Origin of the sequence: Bradyrhizobium sp. WBAH42, assembly GCF_024585265.1 — a bacterium.
In the GTDB taxonomy this organism is placed as follows: domain Bacteria; phylum Pseudomonadota; class Alphaproteobacteria; order Rhizobiales; family Xanthobacteraceae; genus Bradyrhizobium.
In genome coordinates, this window is the sequence record NZ_CP036533.1 from 2,056,787 (window position 1) to 2,077,538 (window position 20,752).

At 62.4% G+C, this 20,752-nt stretch carries 18 protein-coding genes and 1 pseudogene; 8 read left to right on the forward strand and 11 right to left on the reverse strand.

Translation table 11 applies throughout. The features are described 5' to 3' along the window. Positions 1-17: 17 nt before the first annotated feature. A pseudogene (locus DCG74_RS09625) lies at positions 18-113 on the reverse strand (DUF599 domain-containing protein); the annotation flags it as partial. 635 nt (positions 114-748) lie between these two features. Between DCG74_RS09625 and DCG74_RS09630 the strand changes: the two are divergent. Both DCG74_RS09630 and DCG74_RS09635 read left to right on the forward strand, forming a co-directional pair. Continuing rightward, entirely contained in the window at positions 749-1,030 is a 282-nt protein-coding gene (locus DCG74_RS09630) for a hypothetical protein (RefSeq protein WP_172785216.1), read from the forward strand. An 812-nt stretch (positions 1,031-1,842) separates the two neighbouring features. Further along, positions 1,843-2,364 carry a DUF4188 domain-containing protein gene (locus DCG74_RS09635; RefSeq protein ID WP_172785215.1) on the forward strand — a complete coding sequence of 174 codons (522 nt, stop codon included), beginning with the start codon at positions 1,843-1,845 and terminating at the stop codon, positions 2,362-2,364. A 608-nt stretch (positions 2,365-2,972) separates the two neighbouring features. Here DCG74_RS09635 and DCG74_RS09640 read toward each other — a convergent pair. The 5 genes from DCG74_RS09640 to DCG74_RS09660 all read right to left on the reverse strand — a co-directional run bounded on the left by DCG74_RS09640 (position 2,973) and on the right by DCG74_RS09660 (position 7,303). Beyond that, positions 2,973-4,358, reverse strand: coding sequence for a TAXI family TRAP transporter solute-binding subunit (locus tag DCG74_RS09640; RefSeq protein ID WP_172785214.1), 1,386 nt, complete (start codon positions 4,356-4,358; stop codon positions 2,973-2,975). Positions 4,359-4,535: 177 nt separating this feature from the next. Continuing rightward, the gene (locus DCG74_RS09645; protein ID WP_246571939.1) at positions 4,536-5,054 is read right to left on the reverse strand and encodes a hypothetical protein; all 519 of its coding nucleotides are present in this window, start codon (positions 5,052-5,054) and stop codon (positions 4,536-4,538) included. A 275-nt stretch (positions 5,055-5,329) separates the two neighbouring features. Further along, positions 5,330-5,845, reverse strand: coding sequence for a Spy/CpxP family protein refolding chaperone (locus DCG74_RS09650; protein ID WP_172785213.1), 516 nt, complete (start codon positions 5,843-5,845; stop codon positions 5,330-5,332). Positions 5,846-6,113: 268 nt separating this feature from the next. Beyond that, positions 6,114-6,869, reverse strand: a complete 756-nt coding sequence (locus DCG74_RS09655) for an outer membrane protein (protein ID WP_172785212.1) — start codon at positions 6,867-6,869, stop codon at positions 6,114-6,116. 164 nt (positions 6,870-7,033) lie between these two features. Continuing rightward, positions 7,034-7,303, reverse strand: a complete 270-nt coding sequence (locus DCG74_RS09660; RefSeq protein WP_172785211.1) for a hypothetical protein — start codon at positions 7,301-7,303, stop codon at positions 7,034-7,036. Between the two features lie 269 nt (positions 7,304-7,572). Here DCG74_RS09660 and DCG74_RS09665 point away from each other — a divergent pair, with 269 nt between their 5' ends. Next, entirely contained in the window at positions 7,573-7,911 is a 339-nt protein-coding gene (locus DCG74_RS09665) for a hypothetical protein (RefSeq protein ID WP_172785210.1), read from the forward strand. Between the two features lie 80 nt (positions 7,912-7,991). Here the strand turns inward: DCG74_RS09665 and DCG74_RS09670 are convergent, their stop codons facing one another. After that, positions 7,992-8,426, reverse strand: coding sequence for a hypothetical protein (locus DCG74_RS09670; protein WP_172785209.1), 435 nt, complete (start codon positions 8,424-8,426; stop codon positions 7,992-7,994). 379 nt (positions 8,427-8,805) lie between these two features. Here DCG74_RS09670 and DCG74_RS09675 point away from each other — a divergent pair, with 379 nt between their 5' ends. After that, positions 8,806-9,063: a hypothetical protein gene (locus DCG74_RS09675; RefSeq protein WP_246708789.1), complete on the forward strand. Its 258-nt coding sequence runs from the start codon at positions 8,806-8,808 to the stop codon at positions 9,061-9,063. Positions 9,064-9,893: 830 nt separating this feature from the next. On the opposite strand, the gene DCG74_RS09680 is transcribed toward DCG74_RS09675, so the two are convergent. Together DCG74_RS09680 and DCG74_RS09685 are read right to left on the reverse strand one after the other, a co-directional pair. Then, complete coding sequence (locus tag DCG74_RS09680; protein WP_172785208.1) at positions 9,894-10,751, reverse strand: HD domain-containing protein; 858 nt, start codon at positions 10,749-10,751, stop codon at positions 9,894-9,896. Between the two features lie 625 nt (positions 10,752-11,376). Further along, positions 11,377-13,398 carry a YgiQ family radical SAM protein gene (locus DCG74_RS09685; RefSeq protein WP_172785207.1) on the reverse strand — a complete coding sequence of 674 codons (2,022 nt, stop codon included), beginning with the start codon at positions 13,396-13,398 and terminating at the stop codon, positions 11,377-11,379. 224 nt (positions 13,399-13,622) lie between these two features. On the opposite strand from DCG74_RS09685, the gene DCG74_RS09690 reads away from it, so the two are divergent. Continuing rightward, entirely contained in the window at positions 13,623-13,760 is a 138-nt protein-coding gene (locus DCG74_RS09690) for a hypothetical protein (protein WP_172784656.1), read from the forward strand. Here the strand turns inward: DCG74_RS09690 and DCG74_RS09695 are convergent. Beyond that, on the reverse strand, positions 13,757-14,431 hold the full coding sequence (locus DCG74_RS09695; protein ID WP_172785206.1) for a GntR family transcriptional regulator: 675 nt from the start codon (positions 14,429-14,431) through the stop codon (positions 13,757-13,759). The two genes, DCG74_RS09690 and DCG74_RS09695, sit on opposite strands and share 4 nt — an antisense overlap. 7 nt (positions 14,432-14,438) lie before the next feature. After that, a complete protein-coding gene (locus DCG74_RS09700; RefSeq protein ID WP_172785205.1) occupies positions 14,439-15,851 on the reverse strand; it encodes an FAD-binding oxidoreductase in 1,413 nt (470 codons plus the stop codon). A gap of 178 nt (positions 15,852-16,029) precedes the next feature. Here DCG74_RS09700 and DCG74_RS09705 point away from each other — a divergent pair, with 178 nt between their 5' ends. The 3 genes from DCG74_RS09705 (at position 16,030) to DCG74_RS09715 (ending at position 20,681) form a co-directional block, all read left to right on the forward strand. Further along, positions 16,030-16,914 (forward strand): dihydrodipicolinate synthase family protein, encoded by an 885-nt coding sequence (locus DCG74_RS09705; RefSeq protein ID WP_172785204.1) that lies wholly within the window; start codon positions 16,030-16,032, stop codon positions 16,912-16,914. Between the two features lie 204 nt (positions 16,915-17,118). After that, on the forward strand, positions 17,119-19,458 hold the full coding sequence (locus tag DCG74_RS09710) for a TonB-dependent siderophore receptor (RefSeq protein ID WP_172785237.1): 2,340 nt from the start codon (positions 17,119-17,121) through the stop codon (positions 19,456-19,458). 2 nt (positions 19,459-19,460) lie between these two features. Beyond that, a complete protein-coding gene (locus tag DCG74_RS09715; RefSeq protein WP_172785203.1) occupies positions 19,461-20,681 on the forward strand; it encodes a PepSY domain-containing protein in 1,221 nt (406 codons plus the stop codon). Positions 20,682-20,752: the final 71 nt, after the last annotated feature.

A 20,752-nucleotide genomic window follows, 5' to 3' on the forward strand; every position in this document is an offset into this window, starting at 1 on the left:
CCGACAGGGGAGGCGCCTTCCGGTACCATCTCCGCCCACGCGCTCGACGCAAATTGCCGCCGCCACGTTACGATGACCACCGCTGCGGTCGTGACGAACAGCACCCAGGGGGCTCACGAAGGGCGCGGTCCAACGACAAACTGTCGACCTTTCGTCGTTTCCCGATTTGGTCGTGGTGTATCTCGGCATGCGCGTCAATGCGTGGACCGGGATAAGAACCTTGTTCGGCTTGGGTCCGCAGATTCAGGACGCAGTCGACAACAGGCCTGAAGGGCTTCTCCTGCATGAGAATTTCATCATGTCCTTGTTTCCATTGAGCCCGTTGCGAAATCCATCATGCTTGGCATAAGCGGGGAATTGATGGGTTTCGCTGGCGCTCTACCCATCCTCCGAGCTAGCACGGCCCATAAAGCGGAGCTTACGAAACCGCGCGTGAGCCACCAAACGCTTCCCCAAAAGCGACGAGATGAATTGCGAACTCGACAGCCTCGCGACCGCGCGCTGGTTCCGCAATCGCAAAATTCTCAGACTGCTCTTTTCGTCCCGTTAACCTACTTGCAGCCGGTTGAGGAACGGACCCACAAATCGTCGCTTCCTCTTGGACAAGAATCTTGTTGCAGAGCGTCCCTTTGCGGGCGCCGGGAATTCATGGAGGCGTGTATGCGAATGAAGCTTTTCTATGCAGCCACGGTCTGCGTTGCATTGTCCGCAGCAGCACCACTCGCGCAAGCCCAGGTGGGCGCGGGTGTTGGCGCCGGTGTTGGAGGTGTCGGTGCAGGTGCTGGTGCGGGAGTGGGTAGCGGTGGCGTCGGCGCCGGTGTTGGTGCCGGAGTTGGGGGCGTTGGCGCGGGTGCCGGCGCCGGAGTGGGCGATGGTGGCGTGGGTGCCGGCGTTGGCGCCGGAGCTGGCGGAATTGGCGCTACGGGGGGCGTGGGTGTCGGCGGAGGCGCGGCAGGAGCTGGCGCAGGTGCGAGTGTTGCAGGAGTTGGTGGGGCAGGCGCGGGAGTTGGTGTCGGTTCTAGCAGCGTAGGTACTGGGGGCCTCGGCACCGGCGGGCTTGGCACTGTTGGCATTGGTCCTGGTGCCGCGGGAGCCGTGGGCATTTCAAATAATGGCGTTGCCAATGGAAACAACAGCTCTGGATTGGCAGGCCTCAATCCTGCCAACGTCGGCACAGCCTTCGCGACATTGGAGGTCGCAGAGCAGCAGCGGGTGTTGCGTCGCTGTGCAGCTGTCCTGAAACAGCCGGATCACTACGACCGAGAAACACGGGCCGTTTGCCGTGTGATAGCCGCCAAGTGAAGTAAAGATTCCTTTGTCTTTTCGAGATTGGAGTCGACGGATAGACAAATAGAAAGAAGGCTCGGCGAGAGAACGCCGAGCCTTATCTTTAGGTCGAGCGATCTGTCTCACTGCAAGCTGACCTTCGCTCCCAACTCCTTTGGAGAACAAGACCCAGTCTCCGCGAGCACGCAAAAGCGTGGTGATAATAAGTCATGCGTCCGCCGGCTCTCGCGCTCCCGCACGCGCGGGGATTGCTCTGCCGCGAGGAGCGGACCTCCGTCAGACCCCACGTAACTTCGCAGATGGGCGGGAAGCCGACCTTGCTGACATCGCGCAACTCGCTTACCTTGCGTGATGTGATCTGCCTGACATGCGTTCGAGCCGGATGGCCCTTATGCTCCGTCAGCACACGGTGCCGCTCCTGATCCAAATTCGTCGGCGGTTTGCAAGGTGCACGCGATGGCTTGCAGGAACTCTTCGGGCGCAACACGACCACCGTCGTTATAGGCGGAGCTCGCGGCCATCCATGGCGGACCCATTATGCGTCAGGAGGTCAGAATGAAGGGCGCAGTCCAACGACAAACTATCGACCTTTCGTCGTTTCCCGATCTGGTCGTGATTTATCTCGGGATGCGCGTCAATGCGTGGACCGGGATAAGAACTTTGCTCGGCTTGGGTCCGCAGATTCAGGACGCAGTCGACAAGCGGCCTGAAGGGCTTCTCCTGCATGAGAATTTCATCATGTCCTTGTTTCCATTGCACCTTGGCATGCGACAATATTGGCGCGACTTTGATGCGCTGGAGGCGTGGTCCCGTTCGATGCCGCACCGCCAATGGTGGCAGGATTTTTTGAAGTCATCGCGCGGCACTGGCTTCTGGCATGAAACTTACTTCATGCGGGGCGGTATGGAGGCCATCTACGATGACCTGCCGACGCCCATTGGCCTCGCACAGTTCGCGCCGCTGCGGCCCGCCCGTGGGCCAATGTTCGCCGCCCGCCACAGGGCCAAATTATCCGGCCAGTTGCTTCCCTCAGTGATCGAAGAGGCCCAATTTTATGGTGGGGACGGACCCGCGTAGTTTTCGCTCTCGATTCCAGTGATGTCTCGTTTGAGGCAAGCGCGTCGGTTTAGTCCGGCCGCGATGGCTTCCGGTCAGATCCGATGGCGGATGACCCGCCAGCCTTGCAAAGGCCTGCGATACCCGCTGCCCGCTTGACCCTAGCCACACCGCGCTCGAGGTGCTCGCTATGTTGGGGTCCGGCGAAACACACTGGCGACCTTCACTCGTACAGAGCGCAAACGCCACCCTGCCAACGCACACACCTGCGAACCGCTCGGCGGGTTTGACGGATGGTCGTCCTTGCCACACATACACCGTTGACTCGCGTCCTGCCCGGACCACAGGCGGCCGCGATTTGCGTAATCTCATCATTTTCGATCGAAGGGAGCGGTGCAGGCCCCATGGCGTGCGCCGATGTTAGAACCGACAAGGTGAAGCCGAGAACAGCGATCAATCGGATCATTCGATCCTCCCTTGGCACTGGCCCCGCTCGAAAAGCTGGCAGCATGGGTCGCTGAGAGGCTTGAGATAAGTCAAGGTTCGCGTCGCGGTGCGCGTGGCTCGGGGGGACCATTGCTCCGGGGTACTCGCCCAGCCTGCCCAGATCACTCACCTGTCCCCGTGCGCTAACTGTCCTTCGATACTGGCCCGAGCGCTGCCCGCTTCGCATTGTGCGCTTCCCCGGGAGGTCGCGCACCGAGTGCCGCGCGACGATCTTGTATGAGGTTCTCGAGCCGATGTGCGGCAACGTTTAGCGTGGCCGTATCGAGGGTGGATACGTCCGCATCTGCTCTGGCGCGTTGCGCGCTCAGTACTTGGTCGATCTCAGTCTCGATCTCCAACAAATTCGCTTCGTTCTCGGCGTGCCTTATTCGTCTCCCCAATGCATAGAGCAAATCCAGCGCGGGTTCTCTCGGCTTGAGATCGCCGGATCTAAGAAACTGCCATGCCGCCGCAAGGATCGTGGCAAGCGCGCCGAGCGCCATTGGCGCCAGGAAGATGGCGTTGCTCCACTTGTCCAGGAAAGTCAGTTGACTACCGTTGTAGAACTCTGCAGCGCCGGGGTGAACGGGGAGGTAGGCGCCGGCGTCAGTATCGGGCGCCTTGAACTGCGCGAGAACCGGCAGTTCGGCCAAAACGTCTCTGCGAGCGCGTGCAATGGCTTGCGTGAAGTCGGCGATCATATCGTTGTCCAGGCTCTTCTTGCCGACGATGTAGAAAGAAGCCTTCAAAGTGGTCACGTCGTCCTCAGGAACGGGAGGAGATCCGCGTAGTGTTCCCCTTGGGATGTCGAAGCTCTCGTAAGCGCGCTCCTTCTCGGCAATTGCACCGGCATTCTCGATCGGAATCAGGACCGGTGCGCTCTTCGGAGTCTGCGGGAATAGACCTCGCACCAATGATACGTACTTCTCGCTCAGCGGCGCTACGAGAAGGACGGCACGTATTTCCTTTGTGTCGAGGGTGCGGCGAACCTGGTCGAGCGCGACACTTTTGAAAGCAACGTTGGCGCGGTCGAGGTCATATGCCTTTGTCAATACGCTGACGATCTTCTCATTAGTCTCGCCCGCAACCACCCCTATTGTTGTGCGCTTTAGGCCAGCCATGTCCTTGATCGTGGATCCCGGCGGTGCAAACAGCAGCGCAACGGCCTCGGCGAGGACGACGATGGCTTGCGCTTGTGAAAGGTCGCCGACATCACCGCGGACCACAGCAAGGTCCGTCTTGCCGGAGGAAAACGCTTCCGCGGATTCAATTGGGCCGGTCGTCTCCACCACCTTCAGCCGGACCGGCGCGTTGTTGAGGACAAGCCTGCTCGCCAGCGCCGACACGATTTTGGGGGCGTCGCCGTCCAATGACCCAACCGCGATCGACAGCGTCACCGGTTGGACGTACCAGCGATACGCGAACAGGCTTGCGCCCGCGGCCAGCAGTGCTAGCGCCAGGACGACGACGATGCGAAGCCAGATCGGCAGTTTGGCACCGTCAATGCGAATTCTCGACAGATCATCCATAGTACCCGGCTGGCCTTTCGTCCCAACGGCAGGCCTTGCAGACTTCCGAGCACCGCCGATTGGTCAAGGTTAGCTACCCGAACAGCGGGACGACTCTCCACGCCCACCCGAGTTGCATTTCTGCCACCAGGAGGCGGCTCTTGAGCCGCCCCCTCCAGCCTCATTCGCGCTCGAGTTTTACTGACAGACATGCATCAGGCCATCAGGGCCTTTGATCATGGTGCCGGGATCGCAGACAATGCCGCCGCGAGCCTTGTAGTCGGCCCATCCGCTAAAGCCATACCAGGGGCCATTCGCCGGGTAGGCCTTTTGGAGATAGTAGGGACTGGTTTCAATCGGACCGCCATAATAGGCGTTGGCCGCCAATGCGCCGCTGCCCACGTATGGCCTGCCATAGTATCCGGTACCACCCCAGTTCCAGGGTTGGGTGGCCGCAACTGCGGCGGCGGTGCCAACCGCTGCAGCGCCTACGCCGGCGCCGACGACGCCCGCCCCGTATCCATATGCAGCCCGCCGGTTTTGTCGGCGTGCAACACCCGCAACGCTCACGGGTGTCAGGGGACGACCGACCCGTGCTTGTGCGCTATCGGTAGAAAGCGAAGCGCCGCCTTGCTCGGACCAACTGAAGGAGAGCAGCATCGCACAAGTGAACGTCGAAGCTGCTAATGCAACGTTTCGTACATTCATCTGCATCATGGACCTTACTCCACCGTTTCCTGCCCCGGTCCGATGATTCAACCTCCTCTTCGAAGCGTGCGTTGCGCTAGATCAACGGTTCCTCCGCTTGTTGTGTCTCAACGAGGCACCAACGCTGACGCACCAGGGGGACTTCCAATCATTGGCTTTTCAAGAGACCCATGACCGTAGACGTTGGCCCGGGGGTGTCGGCTTTGGCAAAGCGGACATCGCCCAGGCCTAAAGTCAGTTAGCCGCGCATGTTCAGACCATCACGCGGCAGGTCTGAATCAAATTCAGTCTTCGTCGTCGGCCTGCGCACGACGTCGCTCCACGACATCACTCATGTCGTGAAGTACAAGGACCGCGATAGCCCCCATGCGCTGCCTCTGTTCGGGATTGAGGGTCTTGTAAAGTGGCTGCCACGCCTCGGCGAGCTTATCCAAATCGGCTGATCGTTGCGCCAATGCCTCCGAGCGTCGTTGCAAGAAGGCGATGGGGTCACGATTGCGGATGGTTTCGACGGCATTTTGGTCGGTCCGTCGACCCACTGTTTCCGAAATCTTTGCAACCCGGGCCTTCCGATCCTCCGCCCTGGCACGAATGGCGCTCTCGACAGGCGGCCAGAGTTTTTCCTGGTCAGGTGTCAGCTGCAACGCGGCCTTGGTCAAATCGATCCGCATATCCATCAGTGTATTTCGGTCTACTGCGTTGAGCCGTTCTGGCGTTGTAGCGGAGGTAGCTTGCGCCCTGGCAATCGACGGTGCGGCAAGAAGGAGTGCAACTGTTCCGATCACTACGATCTTCATCATCGGCGACCTCCTTGGTAAGTGGCCCCCAGGCACCGCGCAAACAATCGTCGGCAGGACGATGCCGCGTTGATTCAAATCAAGAGATCTGGAGAAAGAATTGTGGCGCACAGGTCAGGCGCGAACTCCGACATGTCCGTTCTTGCGCCCCCATTCGGACGCGCGGCCCTCAACCTTTCATCGCAGCACAGCGCGACGCGGCGTTCGTCATACGAACAACAGAAGGCCCCGGGGGAAACCCCGGGGCCAGCTGCCGGGTACCGCTCGTGGACTAGTAACGTGCTGCGACCGGGGCCGTGTAACCGCCGAAGCGATAGTTGAGCCGTAGGGTGATCATATCGACGTCCTGGCTGACCCCGCTGCCCGTAAGCGTCAAGCCTCCGGGCGTGACCACGCCGGCGAAGCTACCGTTGTCGCGCCCCATCCAGAGATGGTCGTATTCCACGCCGAACGACCAGTTCGGTGCAAAGCCATATTCCCAGCCGACACCAAGGGCACCGCCCCAGCGCGTGTGGCCAGCCGAGGCGAGGCCGACACCGGTGACGTTGTTGAAGATGTCAAAGCGATTGTGAGTGACGGCCGCGCCACCCTTCACGTAGAACAGCGACGCATTCCATGCCCAACCGAGTTGGCCCGTGAAAAGGCCGATGCCATCGGTTTTGCCCGTGGTCGAAATGAGCGGATCGACCAGGCTCACACGCGTTCTCTCAATGTCGGCCCAATCGCCCTGTGCTTCGAGGCCGAAGACGAATTGATTGGTCTGCCAGCGATAGCCGATCTGACCACCGATCAGACCACCGTTGCGATCAGCACAACCGGCCGCCACTGTCCCGGCGAGCGTCACGAAATCCACGCAGCTTTCGGCTCGTCCCCAACCGCCGTTAGCGCCGATGTAGAACCCGCTCCAGTTGTAGATCGTCACGACCGGTGCTGGTGGCGGGGCCTTGACGGCCATGTCGGCAGCCGATGCAGGGGCAGCCAGGCCCATGGATGCCACGCTGACAGCGGCTACCAGGAGTTTCCTCATGAGATTGTCTCCGTATCCCTTGTTGTTGATTGATAACGCTTGTGCACGTAATCGTGCATAAGTACTTCATAACAATCGCGAGTTTAGTCGTGACCGCCTCATGCCCATGTAATAAAATGGCAACACCAAGCGATATCCGACACGGCGCGTGCGGGTCACAGCGCTCATTCGTTGTCAGGAAGCGGCGCGGATTCGACGGAATCCTCCTGCCCTTCGGAAAGCCACTGGTGAACTTGACTGGACGGGATATGCCGCCGCGGCAGATGCGGATTGATCGTTCCCGTTGATACAATCAGTCCTTCCTCGACCTTTGAGCGCGCAAAGATCTTGGCTTCGTCTTCGGTTGCGAATGTTCTGGTTTGGCGTGGGCTTCGCCTTCTTGCGCGCAGGATGCGCGGACGACTCTCAAAAGTGACATACCAGGTTGGCGTCATCTCACGGGAACTCCGAACGCGCAGTCTCGCGAAACTGGCCAACGAGCGCACTTGGTTTGCGGCGTGCTGCCGTGGACGCGCACTTACCGGCGAACGCGCTCACGTGGACTTGCGCCCTCACGCGACTGATTCCGGCCTACGCCAATCCCGTGTGCCCGCTGCCGCTTTGATTTAGGTCAACGGTTACCCCGCACTGAATCGTTCGATTGGAAGTCGGTACTTCAGTCGCAAGGAGAAGGAGAATGATGCGACTAGGCGACGGAGCCAACATGAAAGCAGCTTCGTTAGGCCTACTCGGTCTTGGAATGCTTGGGCTTTCCGCTGAGGTGCTCGCCGCCCCGTGCTCGTCTTACTACATTTCGGAAGTCACGGTTGTATCGGCGATCGACACCGAGGCCGGGCGTGTGCAGACTTTCGTTGGATTTGGAGCATCAAGGGAGGAGGCCGAGAAGAACGCCCTGGGATCCTGCTCGCACATTCAGCTCGACCTCCAGACATGCATCGATTCAGATCGTCTCCTCGTTCGCAATGCACCTTCGGATGAGCCTCTCGGTTCGCTTCACATGAAGTACGCGAAGGCGGTGAAGCGCATCACGGGCTGCGATTAGTTCGATCGCAAATCGGTCCCAGAGTAGAGACGTCGCGCAGGGTCATGGCGATTTCCCTTTCTGCCCTGCGACGACCGTGATCAGTCGCATGACATCATCGACACTTTCCCGCACGCCCTGAAGCTTTCCACTCGCGAAACCAAGTTCGGCATTTGCGCCCGGAATTCGACGGTCGTTACTTGTGACACGTTGATGTGGATGAGCTTGCCGTTCGGTTCAGTCAGTTTGATCCAGGACATTTCGCCGCGATGTAATGTCATGATCAACTGCATGACCTCATCGACATTCTCCCGGACGCCTTGAGATTTCCCGCTTGCGAGACCTAGTTCGGCGTTAGCACCTGAAATATGCGTGTCAGATCGGACGAAGGTCACCAGCGCAATGTTGATGTGAACCGGCTTTCCACTAAGCTCGGTTAGTTCGAGAGAACCTAGCGGGTTCGACCGCTGCGCCCGGGCCGAGTGCGACCATGCTGCCGCGCCGCAGATCAAGCCAAGAAAATCCCGTCGCAGCATTCCGCGCCCCCAGGATCAGAATGCAACAATGTAGCCTGTCACGCCCAGCGACAGGAAGATATCGGAGTCGGAAGGCCTCGCCATTTTCGACAAATCCCCACCTTCCCCGCGGGCCATTTCCAGCATCCGGCATTGTCGCTTGGCCTGCCGAGGAGCAGGACAGCGCCGCGCGGTCTTCGTAGTGGAAGTAGCCTCGGCTGCCCGGTGTGCACCGATGGGACAATATTTGTGTCTGTCCTTTCGCAAGTCGCCGACATCGCAAATCGGCCTCAGGGCTTGACCTGGATCAAAGGCCGCTATGCGTCAGCAGCCTCACAATGTCAGGCGCTGATCGCAGCCGACGGCATGCGATCAAGCCTCGTGAGATCAGGAGGCGCCGATGCTGCAGTTTCCCCCTCTTACAAAACTTACATTCGCGGGTCTCGCATGCAGCGCGTTCCTGGGAATTGCGGGCGCAACGTTCAGCAGCAAGCCGGCAGGTGCGGTCGTGTACTGCACGTACGTCGGCTATCCCGCCGGTTGCGTTGCGCGCGCGGGAGTGGTGCTGAGGCCCCGACCGGCGGCTCGCGCTGCGGTCCGTCATAATGTCGGTGGCAATGCAAATGGCGGCGTCAATCGCATTGGGGCTGGTCGCTAAGGTGAAGCAGGATGGTTGAGCGCAACTCGCGCTCAGGCCGAAGATGGCAGGGTCTTACGACGAGCAACCTGCTCCCGGAAGGGCCCGGCCTTTGTCAACGTGTCGCGCATTGAGCCCGAGTAGTTTGAGGGTACGGAGCGACAGATGCCTTTGTTGGCCTATTTCCGCAACGTCGGCGCCGTGTTGCTCGCGCTGCTGTTGATCGCGGGTTTCTATCTGCCAACCTCGCCCGTCGCCCAAAGAGCGGCAGCTAGTCCGCCTGTCATACACATCCACTCGGAGCGGAAATTACCCGCGCTCGTCGTCTTCGACACAACACAGGCGAGTCTTGCGGCGCCGACACCTGCGCCATGGGACACGAACCCTCCGGCGCCGCCTGGCACTGTACCGGCCGGTCCTAATAATGATGCCAGAGTGCGCGACGCATTTGCGCGGCTGCCTCTGCCCGGGTCGCATCGCGCAGCATCGCTTGAACAGCGGAAGCGACAACCGAGCAGGAAATATGCTGGAAGACGGCATGCGGAGCCGCCGATCCTTCTGGCGGCGCGGCAAGGACCGGCTGCTTGGTTTGGCTTTAGATATTGGTGACGATCTGTCGCCGAGTCCGGTCCGCTTTGGGTCAAACGTGAAGAACTCAGGTTGAGCTAATCTGGTCCGCTCTGGTTCAATGAGCGGACTACCGACCGCCGAGGTGCAACTTCGCCGATGGGCCAGGAGCAAACGCGCCGAACACCGGGACCCGACTGGAGCCACCGTCTAAGTCAGCTATTGTCGGTTCTGAGCGTCGGAGAATTGATCGGGATCCACTCGAAATCACGCTATTGGAACGCCTACAGTTCCGGACCAGAAAGTCCGACCTCTCGCTCAGCACGCAGGACATTCCCATAGAGACTGCCGATCCATTGTCTTCCGCTCGAGGTTACATTCAAATAGCGGACGGCAGTTTGGATGTGCGGAGCGACCTTGGTCCAGTAGAACTGAGGATATTTGTACACCACGTCCGCGGGCGTGGTGTATCCGAGCGATTTGTTGAGTCCTATCTCCTCGAACTCGTAGAACAGCGCATTTGATTTCTTCATGTAGTTCGGATCGCCGAGCTGACCGATCAGGTCGGCGGCGCGAAGCAACAAACCCTCCTCTTCGTCAAGATCATCCTTGAGTTCATTCGCTGATGCGTCTGCATAAGGAAAACGAGTGTATTCGATGGCTCGAGCGACGCGAGCGGCGTCAATTTCGTCAACTGCGTCAAGACGCTCCACGGTGAATAATTTTGAGCGGTCGACATGATAGGGCGCAAGCGCTGCATCGGAGGAGCCGACTGGTAATTCAACCGTTCGGCCAGTACCATCAACCACATAGGCACCGTCCTGGTCTCCGTGAACTATTCCCCGAACGTAGCCGATGTCGTGAAGCAGGCACGCCAGGATGAAGTGAGCATAGTCGCTAGCCGTCGTTGGCCTAAGAAGGGAGCGCCCGATCAGGATGTCGTGTCCCACCAGCGTGACCAACAAGGTGTGTTCGACGTTGTGGTAGAGTGCGTCGCTGTTACCAATACATTCCAGGGCCAGCTTTGCTGCATAGGGGAGCAATTCCGGCAAGCTGGCGTGGGACGAGCCGAAGCGACCACTTGTCTCCGAGATCAGGAACGCACCGAGCGCCTGAGACGTCAGTTCTGGGATTGTTATCATGAGCAATCTCTCACTTTGATGCCGAACCTTCAGAAGGCCTTCTGCAGGTTCGGGAGGGAGAGGACGACCGAAGTAGTGTGAAGCCAAAGGATGGGTGATAGTTGACTTGGATCAACAGCAGCGACGCCGGACTACGCGTCTGCCCAGTAGCGCCTTCCGGCCCCACGCGACTTCGTAGATGGGCCACAAGCCGCGAGCACCTCGTGCGCGGTCCGGCCAGGGCAAAGCCGGCAGCGGGTATCACAGGCTCTTGCTGGGCTGCCGATGATCAAGCGGAGCGCGGCCGCTGGAACGGATTGCGCGGACGACGCGGTCGTGAGCTCGAAGACGCTGGCACTGAGCAACGGACGTGGCATCCGATCCCGGTCCTTCCGATGCTGTCATTCTGCTCCTGTTTTGCCCGACGAAGCAACCGTTTCGTAAAATCAGCAGAATGCGCAGCGGTTGTTCGAAAAGATCGTGCTCAATCAACAGGCTAAGGCGAGGTCACGCCTCATTCGATCGTGTGCCGCGCTAAGCCGTTGATTTTGCTGTCCCCGCCTACTGTGCATGGGGTTGTTTTCGAACTTTTTGTTTGCGAGCGCACGAAAGCGCAACCGAACCGCGCCTGATCCGGCCTCGCGCGCTACTTCATCACCCGCAGGCCCTTGGTCGTGAACTTCTGCGTCTTGCCGCTGGGTCGAACGGGACGCTTCGTGCCGGCGGCCTTGCCGGTGCCGGGCGGCTGGTGCGCAGGCACGAGCTGGTGCGGCTGCGAGCCGATCAGATCGCGGCGGCCCATCTCGATCAGGGCCTCGCGCAGCAGCGGCCAATTGTCGGGGTCGTGGTAGCGCAGGAACGCCTTGTGCAGGCGGCGCTGGCGCAGGCCCTTGATCGCCTCGACCTTGTCGCTGCCGCCGTGGCGCACGCCGCGCAAGGGGTTGACGCCGGTGTGGTACATCGCGGTCGCGGTCGCCATCGGCGAGGGCAGGAAGGTCTGCACCTGGTCGGCGCGATAGCGGTTCTTCTTCAGCCACAGCGCGAGGTTCATCATGTCCTCGTCGGTCGTGCCCGGATGCGCCGCGATGAAATAGGGGATCAGGTAATATTTCTTGCCGGCGCGTTCGGCCGCTTCATCGAACATCCGCTTGAACTCGTTGTAGGCGCCGATGCCCGGCTTCATCATCTTGTCGAGCGGACCGCGCTCGGTATGTTCAGGCGCGATCTTCAAGTAACCGCCGACGTGATGGGTGACGAGCTCCTTGATGTATTCGGGGCTCTCGACCGCGAGGTCGTAGCGCACGCCGGAGGCCACCATCACCTTCTTGATGCCACGGGTCTCGCGCACCTTGCGATAGAGCCGGATCAGATCGTCATGCGAGGTGTTGAGGTTCGGGCAGATCTCCGGGAAGACGCAAGACGGCCGGCGGCAGGCCGCCTCGACCTTCGGGTCCTTGCACGCCATCCGATACATGTTGGCGGTGGGGCCGCCGATGTCGGAGATGACGCCGGTGAAGCCGGGCGTCTTGTCGCGGATGCGCTCGATCTCGCGCAGGATCGAGCCCTCCGAGCGGTTCTGGATGATGCGGCCCTCGTGCTCGGTGATCGAGCAGAAGGTGCAGCCGCCGAAGCAGCCGCGCATGATCGTCACCGAGAATTTGATCATCTCCCAGGCGGGGATACGTGCCTCGCCATAGGACGGATGCGGCGCGCGCGCGTAGGGCAGATCGTAGACCGCGTCCATCTCTTCCGTGGTGAGCGGGATCGGCGGCGGATTGAGCCAGAGATCGCGGTCGCCATGGCGCTGCACCAGCGGGCGCGCATTGCCGGGATTGCTCTCTCGGTGCAGCACGCGCGAGGCGCGCGCATAGGCTTCCTTGTCCTGCTCGACCTGCTCCAGCGCCGGCAGGCGGATCACGGTTAAGCCCTTCTGGCGCGATGCGCCCTCGTCGGCGGAATCGAGATCGTCGGCGTGCAGCTCGGTGTAGCCGTCCGGGACCTTGCGGAACAGCGCCACGCCCCTGATGTCGTCGAGCGCGCGCGGCGCTTCGCCGGCGGCGAGCCGATGCGCCACCTCGACCACGGCACGCTCGGCATTGCCGTAGAGCAGCAAGTCCGCCTTGGCGTCCGCCAGCACCGAGCGGCGCACCTTGTCGGACCAGTAATCGTAATGCGCGATCCGGCGCAGCGAGGCCTCGATGCCGCCGAGCACGATCGGCACGTCCTTGAACGCCTCGCGGCAGCGTTGGGCGTAGACGACGGTCGACCGGTCCGGCCGCTTGCCGCCTTCGCCGCCCGCCGTATAGGCATCATCGCTGCGGATGCGCCGGTCCGCAGTGTAGCGGTTCACCATGGAATCCATGTTGCCGCCGGTGACGCCGAAGAACACCCTTGGCTTGCCGAGCGCCCTGAACGGCTCGGCCGAATGCCAGTCGGGCTGCGCGATGATGCCGACCCGAAAACCCTGCGCCTCCAGCAGGCGGCCGATGATGGCCATGCCGAAGCTGGGATGGTCGACATAGGCATCCCCGGTCACCAGCACGATGTCGCAGGCGTCCCAGCCGAGCGCATCCATCTCGGCGCGGCTCATCGGGAGGAACGGCGCCGGCTTGCGCGGGCGGGCCTGGGCCATCAGCGGCTTTTCGGCGGTGATCATCTGGGTGTCCATGGCGCCTACGCATAGGGCGAGGGGCGGGCGAATTCAACCGCTCGCTGTCCGATGATGCGGTTCCGGCGCCGGTTAAACCGGCCGCAGGAACCAACCGTGCCCGCGCGCATTCTGGTTACGGGTTCGACGCGGGCCCGGGTTGCGCGCGCCTCCATCGTTTCGGCGTCCGTGACGTCGCCTCTGGCGATGGGGGAATCGTGGGTACGGTCATAGAGAACTTGCTGATGCGGAAGCAGAAGCTGGTGGAGCAGCTGGAAGCGGCGCCGTCGGTGGAGGATCGCGACAGAATCGAGCATCAGCTCGAGCAGATCAACACCGCGCTGGATTTTCTGGACAGGCCGGGGTCGAAGGAGGAGCGCTAGACGCGCTCATCCACCTTCAGCGCCTTGGCGTAGACGATTCCCGAATTCGTGATGTGCGTGGTCATCAATTCGCCGAAGGCGGCGAAGTCGCCGCGTGCGAACAGATCGAGCAGCTTGCGGTGCTCGTCGAAGGAGGTGCGGGTGCGCACGTCGATCGGCGAGGTCAAGCTGGTGCGGAGCGCGGCGACGCGGCCGGAGACGAGCTGATAGGATTCGGCGAGATAGCGGTTGCCGCAATGGGCGAACAGCGCCTCGTGAAAAGCGGTGTCGGCGCGGCCATAGGCGATGTTGTCCTTTGCCGCGACGGCCGGCTCCATCGCCGCGATCGCGGCGCTCATGGTCGCAAGTGTGCCGTCGCGGTCGTGGCGGAAGGCGAGCTCGGCGGCCTTGGGCTCCAGCGCGATGCGGAAGGTGCAGAGCGCGTTGATGTCGTCCGCACTCGGCGTGAAGACGAAGCTGCCGACCTGCGGCCGGATCACGACGAGCCCCTGCGCCTGCAACTGTCCCATCGCCTCGCGCACCGGCGTGCGGCTGACGCCGAAGGAATTGGCCACCATCTCCTCGGAGATGGCCGCTCCAAGCGCAAACTCTCCGTCGATGATGGCCTGGCGCAGCCGCTGCATCACCCGCTGCGACAGCGATTTCGGCGTATCGAGCTTGAGCGATCGCATGGTGCGCTCAGATCACCTTGCCGGGATTGAGCAGGTGATCGGGGTCGAGCGCCGCCTTGAGCGTCCGCATCAGCGCGATCTCGGCCTCGCTCCTGGCATGGCCCAACCATTGCTTCTTCAAGGTGCCGATGCCGTGCTCGGCGGAGACGCTGCCGCCGAGCTCGCGGACGAGACCGTAGATGATCGCGTCCATCTCCTCCTTCGGCTGCTGCGCGACGGCAAGGCCCGCGACCCAGGAGACGAGATGCAGATTGCCGTCGCCGATATGGCCGTAATAGACGCTCTCGCAGCCATTGATGCCGGAAGCGAGCGCCGCCTTGCAGCGTGTGACGAACTCGTCCATGCGCGCCACCGCAAGGCCGATGTCGTAGGAGATGTGCGGGCCGAGCACCTGGCCGAACTCGGCGCAGATGTCGCGCACGCGCCAGAAGGCTTGCGTCTGCGCCAGCGACTGCGCCACCGCGGCATCCGCCAGCAGCCCGCGCTCCATCAGCTCCTCGAGCCAGCTCTCAAAGCGCGGCGCATCGACACTCTCGTCGGTGCCCTGCGCTTCCACCAGCACGTAGAGGCCCTGGCCTGCGGCGACCGGCGGCTTCACGCCGGCGCGCGCCGTGATCACGTCCCAATAATCCGGCCACATCACCTCGAAGGCGGACAGCAGCGGGCCGAGCCCCGAACGTGCCGCATCGAGCAGCGCGATCACGGCCGGGTAATCCTTCAGCGCGCACAGCGCGGCCATGGTCGAGCGCGGCTTCGGGAACAGCTTCAGCACGACGCGGGTTATGATGCCGAGCGTGCCTTCCGAGCCGATGAACAGATGCTTCAGATCGTAGCCGGCATTGTTCTTCATCAGCTTGTTGAGGCTGGTGATGATGGTGCCGTCGGGCAGCACCACTTCGAGGCCAAGCACCAGCTCGCGCGTCATGCCGTAGCGGATCACGCGGTTGCCGCCGGCATTGGTCGAGAGATTGCCGCCGATCGCGCAGGAGCCGCGCGAGCCGAGATCGAGCGGAAAGAAGAAGCCGGCCTCGTCCGCCGCCTTCTGGATCGTCTCCAGCGGCGTGCCCGCCTTCACCGTCATCGTCGCGGAGGCGCGATCGATCTCCTCGATGCCGGTCATGCGCTCCAGCGAGATCGCGACCCAGCCCGCTTCCGGCGAAGCGCCGCGGCACAGGCCGGTCAAGCCGCCCTGCGGCACGAACGGCAGATGCGCCTGCCGGCAGGTCGCAATCGCATCGGCAACGCCCTGCGCATCGACGGGGCGGATCACCGCCAGCGGCGTCTGCGGCAGGCTCGCGCTCCAGTCGTTGCAATTGCGCGCCGGCACATCGGTGCCAACGAGCACCGCGGCCGCGCCGAGCCTGTCGCGCAACGCGCCCAGCAATTGGTCGGGATGCTCAATGGGGCTCACCATGTTCATGCGAGACCTCCTTTAGGATTCGACTGCGCCGCATGCGCGCCGCGACGTGGAAAGGGTTTGCACCCGTCTTGTATGTAAGGTACAAGATGGAAAGTAAAGCAAAAACGAGGCTTCGCCTCGCAGAGAAGATCGTTTGGGATCAGAGGCTTAGCTGGCGGCCGCAACAAAGGGTGGTGTGATGACGGAGGCGATTCGCGGGTTCTGGGTGGCGTCGGCGACGCCGCTGGCAGCGGACGGCAGCGTGGACGCCGCAAAGCTGGCAGCACACGCCAAGCAGCTGTTCAGCAAGGGCGTTGACGGCGTCGTGCTGTTCGGCACCACCGGCGAGGGCACCTCGTTCAATGCCGCCGAACGCATCGCGACCGTTGAAGCCGTCCTCAAGGCCGGTGTGGCGCCGGAGCGCATCGGAATCGGCGGCGGCTTTCCCGCCATCAGCGACAGCATCGCGCTGACGCGCGCCGCGCTCGGGCTCGGCCTGCGCCACGTTCTGTTGCTGCCGCCCTATTTCGACCGCAGCGTCACAGCCGAAGGCATCGAGGACGCCTTCGCTGCGATCATTGACGGCGTCGGCGACGATCGCCTGCGCGCCTATCTTTATCACATCCCGCAGATCTCGGGCGTTGCGATCCCGACCCATGTCGCTGCGAACTTGCGCAAACGTTACGGCAGGGTGGTCGCCGGTCTGAAAGACTCCAGCGGCGACTTCAAGCAGTTCCAGGCGTTCCGTGCCGCCGCGCCGGAGCTTGCCATCACCGTCGGCAACGAAGCCGATATCACCCGCGCGATCGCCGCCGGCGGCGCCGGCACCATCTGCGGCATGGCCAACATTGCGCCGGAGCTGGTCAAGGCGATGGTTGACGGCAAGGACGTCGAAGCGCGCATGCAGGCGGCGATCGACATCGTGGTGAAGTCGCCGTCCTTCCTCACCACGCTGAAGGCGATCCTTGCGGCGCAGACCGGCGATGCAAGCTGGCTGCGCGTGCGACCGCCGCTCCGCGCCTTGGCCGACGGCACCGCGCTCAAGCAGAAGCTCGACGAAATGGTGGCGCCCGCCATCGCGTGAGATCGCGCTGGCGTCCCGACACGTTGCCGCGAAATTCGCGTGCAGCGTGTCGCCATCGTTGCGGGGTCAATCGGTGATTGTTGCCCCGCGCCTCACGGTGCTTAGAACGATTCAACACTAGAGCGATTCAAGCTCGGCTACGGTTCTCTTCGATTGCGGCGACTGTTACAGGCGCACACTTCAACGTTCTTGACTTGAAGTGGAATCAAAGTGCGTGCCTTCGTGGATGGCTGCGTCAGCGGCCATCGAACCCGTGCCGGCAAGAGCCGAGCAGGTCTTCTCATCGGTGTGGCCGTGCTGCTTGCCGAAAGCCCCTCCAACACCACGAGCGCTCAGGCGCAATCGGCTCTGCCGCCGGTGACGGTTGAAGCGCCGGCGCCGCGGCCGAAGCCGGCCCGTGCATCGGATCAGTCGTCGCGCCGCAACCAAGCCGTCGCGCGCCGCCAACCCAGCCGCAATCCCGCACCCGCGGTGCCGACATTGTCGGAGCGCGCCGCCGCCGAAGCCGCCGCGCAACAGGCGGCCAAGCTCGGCTATCGTGCAATGCCGAGCGCGACCACGCTGCGCAGCAGCGCCTCGCCGCTCGACACCTCGCAGTCCGTCAACGTCGTTCCGGCGCAAGTGTTGAAGGACCAGCTGCCGCGCAACATCGACGACGCTCTCGTCAATATATCCGGCATCACCCAGACCAACACGCTCGCCGGCACACAGGACGCCGTGATCCGCCGCGGCTTCGGCGACAACCGCGACGGCTCGATCATGCGCAACGGCATGCCGCTGGTGCAGGGCCGCAGCCTCAATGCCGCGGTCGAGAGCGTCGAAGTGCTGAAGGGCCCGGCCTCGCTGCTCTACGGCATCATGGATCCCGGCGGCATCGTCAACACCATCAGCAAGCGGCCCGAGCTTTATCAGCACGGCTCGGTCACGCTGCTCGGCTCGACATACGCCAACAACCGGAACGGAGCCGACGGTACGCTCGACATCACCGGTCCGATCGGCGACGGCGGTCTCGCCTATCGTTTCATCGGTTACGGCGTCAGCGAAGATTATTGGCGCAATTTCGGCCGTCACCGCGAGATGCTGGTGAATCCCTCGCTGGCCTGGTACGGCGACACCACGACGGTCCAGCTCACCTATGAGCACCGCGAGTTCATCTATCCGTTCGACCGCGGCACCGCTTTCGTCAACGGCGCGCCGCTGGCGATCCCGAAGACTCGCCGGCTCGACGAGCCCTTCAACAACATGTGGGGCACCTCCGACCTGATCCAGGGCTCGGTCGAGCAGAAGCTGGACGACAATTGGAAGGTCACGGCGGCCTACAGCTACAACACCGAGACCTACAGCGCCAATCAGCTTCGCATCACCGGCGTCAACGCCAAGACCGGCGTCGAGACCCGCAGCAACGACGGCACCAGGAACTCGCTGAGCAACGCCAGCTACGGCACCTCCTATCTGCAGGGTGACGTCTGGGTGGGTGGCTTCCGCAACGAGATCCTGTTCGGGGGCGAGGCGCTGTATCGCACGATCGACCGCCACGATTTGATCCGCCAGGCGACCCCGAGCTTCAATTTTTACAACCCCGTTTACGGATTGATCACACCGGGAACGACCGTTTCGGCAACGGACAGCGAGCAGACCGACAAGCTCGGCACCCGTGGCTTCTTCGCCCAGGACACGTTCCACGTGACCAGCTGGCTGTCGGTGGTCGGCGGCGTGCGCTGGATGGAATACGAGCAGCTCGCAGGAAGAGGCCGGCCTGTGTTCGTCACCAACACCAATCTGTCGGGCGACAAGGTGCTGCCGCTCGGCGGCGTCATCTTCAAGCTGAACGATCAGCTGTCCTACTATGTGAGCTACACGCAGTCGCTGAAACCGACCTCGACCATCGCGCCCTTCACCGGTGCTCCCATCGGCTTCGTCGTCGACTCCACCATTCTGCCCGAAGAGGGCACCCAATGGGAGACTGGCGTCAAGTTCGATGTCAACAAGCGGCTGTCCGGCACTCTTGCGGTTTACGACATCGAGAAGAAGAACGTGCTGGTCTCCGACCCTTTTTCTAGCGGTACGGTCTTGGTACGAACGTCCGCGAAGGCGCGGTCGCGCGGCGTCGAGTTGGACGTGACCGGCAAGCTGAGCGATCAGTGGAGCATGATCGGAAGCTACGGCTATACCGATGCCCGCCTGGAGAACGATCCCATCAACGGCAACGCCAAGTTGCTGAATGCTGCGATGAACACGGCTTCGCTCTATCTCGTCTACGATTTCGGCGACAAGCTCCCCGGACGCCTGCGGCTCGGCGGCGGCGCGCACTATGTCGGTGACCGGCCGGGCGACTCCGCCAACAAGTTCTTCTTGCCGGCTTATACCGTCGCAGATGTCTTTGCGACTTACGACACTGAGATCGACAATCTGCCGGTGACCTACCAGTTCAACGTCAAGAACTTGTTCGACAAGGTCTACTATACCTCCAGCACCGGAAACGCGCTCAATGTTGCTATCGGCGACGCGCGGCGCTTCTCGCTCTCGGCAACGGTGAAGTTCTAGCGATGGCAGTGCGGCCGGGGCACATGATCAAAGCTGTCCTGCTCCAGGTCCATTCCATCGCGGGCCTGGTGCTCGCGCTGCTGCTCGCCCTGATCGCGCTAACTGGCGCGATCATGAGTTTCGAGGACGAGATCGTCGATCATCTCAACGCCGGCATCATGCACGTAGCACCGCGCGAGATGCCGGCGCTGATGCCGGACGAGCTGGTCGCGCGGCTGATGGCGGGGCAGGATTTCGGCCAAGTCTCGGGTCAAGTCTCGGGTCAGGTCTCGGCCGTCATGCTGTCGAGCGATCCGGCCGCCGCCGTGCGCATCCGCTTCGCGCGCGACGAGCAGGGCGCGCGGCCGAACTCGCTCTATGTCGATCCCTATGATGCGCGCGTGCTGGGTGCGCCGCGTGGCGAGGCGTTTTTCGCGACGGTTCGGAAGCTGCATCGCTGGCTGCTGATCCCCGGCGATGCCAAGGGCTGGGGCCGCCAGATCACCGGTGTGGCCGCGCTCGGCCTGATCGTCATGCTGGTCTCGGGTCTCGTGCTGCGCTGGCCACGTCGCGCGCGCAGCGTGAAGATGTGGCTCAAGCCCAATCTCGGTCTCAGCGGGCGCGGGCTGCATCGCTCGCTGCATGCGGTCATCGGCACCTGGGTGCTTCCGGTCTATCTGGTGATGACGCTGACGGGCCTGTGGTACTCGTTCGACTGGTACAAGGACGGCGTCGTCTGGCTGCTGTCGCGTCCAGAAGTCTCTGCTGCGAAGATGCAGCCAAAAATGTCTGCGAAGGCGCCGCGTGCGGCGGCCCGTTCCGAGCCGACCCGGCCGATCGGGTTCGACCTGGCATGGACGACGTTCCGGCGTGAGGAGGGCGACCACTTTGCCAGGGCTCTGCTGACGCTGCCGCCCAGCCCCGGCACGGTGATACGGATCCGGTCGTGGGGAAGGGATTCGGCGCTCGACACCACGCGCGACGAGTTCCGGATCGATGCCGTCACCGGTCAGGTCGCCTCCGCCGAACGTTATTCCGACAAGACGTTCGGCGAGAAGATCATCGCCAACGTGCTCGATATCCATCGCGGCGCTGTCCTGGGCTGGCCCGGCAAGCTCGCCTTCATGATTGCCGCGGCCCTGATGCCGCTGTTCTCGGTCACCGGCATTTTGCTCTATCTGTCGCGCCCCAGGCTGCGGCGCCCGGCGCAGGCGCCGCAGGGCCGGCTCGTTCCGGGCGAGTGAGCTGCTGCCGAAGAGGCTAGCCAACACCTCGACAATCGTTCAAAAGCCCGTGGCACGTCCTTGTCAGGTTC

Bases quoted from the DNA above. Each gene is read 5' to 3' on its own strand.
- DCG74_RS09700 (WP_172785205.1), bottom strand. From the start codon at position 15,851: ATGAACATGGTGAGCCCCATTGAGCATCCCGACCAATTGCTGGGCGCG.
- DCG74_RS09715 (WP_172785203.1), top strand. From the start codon at position 19,461: ATGGCAGTGCGGCCGGGGCACATGATCAAAGCTGTCCTGCTCCAGGTC.
- DCG74_RS09665 (WP_172785210.1), top strand. From the start codon at position 7,573: ATGAAAGCAGCTTCGTTAGGCCTACTCGGTCTTGGAATGCTTGGGCTT.
- DCG74_RS09690 (WP_172784656.1), top strand. From the start codon at position 13,623: ATGCGGAAGCAGAAGCTGGTGGAGCAGCTGGAAGCGGCGCCGTCGGTG.
- DCG74_RS09655 (WP_172785212.1), bottom strand. From the start codon at position 6,869: ATGAGGAAACTCCTGGTAGCCGCTGTCAGCGTGGCATCCATGGGCCTG.
- DCG74_RS09705 (WP_172785204.1), top strand. From the start codon at position 16,030: ATGACGGAGGCGATTCGCGGGTTCTGGGTGGCGTCGGCGACGCCGCTG.
- DCG74_RS09680 (WP_172785208.1), bottom strand. From the start codon at position 10,751: ATGATAACAATCCCAGAACTGACGTCTCAGGCGCTCGGTGCGTTCCTG.
- DCG74_RS09645 (WP_246571939.1), bottom strand. From the start codon at position 5,054: ATGATGCAGATGAATGTACGAAACGTTGCATTAGCAGCTTCGACGTTC.
- DCG74_RS09635 (WP_172785215.1), top strand. From the start codon at position 1,843: ATGAAGGGCGCAGTCCAACGACAAACTATCGACCTTTCGTCGTTTCCC.
- DCG74_RS09685 (WP_172785207.1), bottom strand. From the start codon at position 13,398: ATGGACACCCAGATGATCACCGCCGAAAAGCCGCTGATGGCCCAGGCC.
- DCG74_RS09695 (WP_172785206.1), bottom strand. From the start codon at position 14,431: ATGCGATCGCTCAAGCTCGATACGCCGAAATCGCTGTCGCAGCGGGTG.
- DCG74_RS09670 (WP_172785209.1), bottom strand. From the start codon at position 8,426: ATGCTGCGACGGGATTTTCTTGGCTTGATCTGCGGCGCGGCAGCATGG.
- DCG74_RS09640 (WP_172785214.1), bottom strand. From the start codon at position 4,358: ATGGATGATCTGTCGAGAATTCGCATTGACGGTGCCAAACTGCCGATC.
- DCG74_RS09650 (WP_172785213.1), bottom strand. From the start codon at position 5,845: ATGATGAAGATCGTAGTGATCGGAACAGTTGCACTCCTTCTTGCCGCA.
- DCG74_RS09675 (WP_246708789.1), top strand. From the start codon at position 8,806: ATGCTGCAGTTTCCCCCTCTTACAAAACTTACATTCGCGGGTCTCGCA.
- DCG74_RS09660 (WP_172785211.1), bottom strand. From the start codon at position 7,303: ATGACGCCAACCTGGTATGTCACTTTTGAGAGTCGTCCGCGCATCCTG.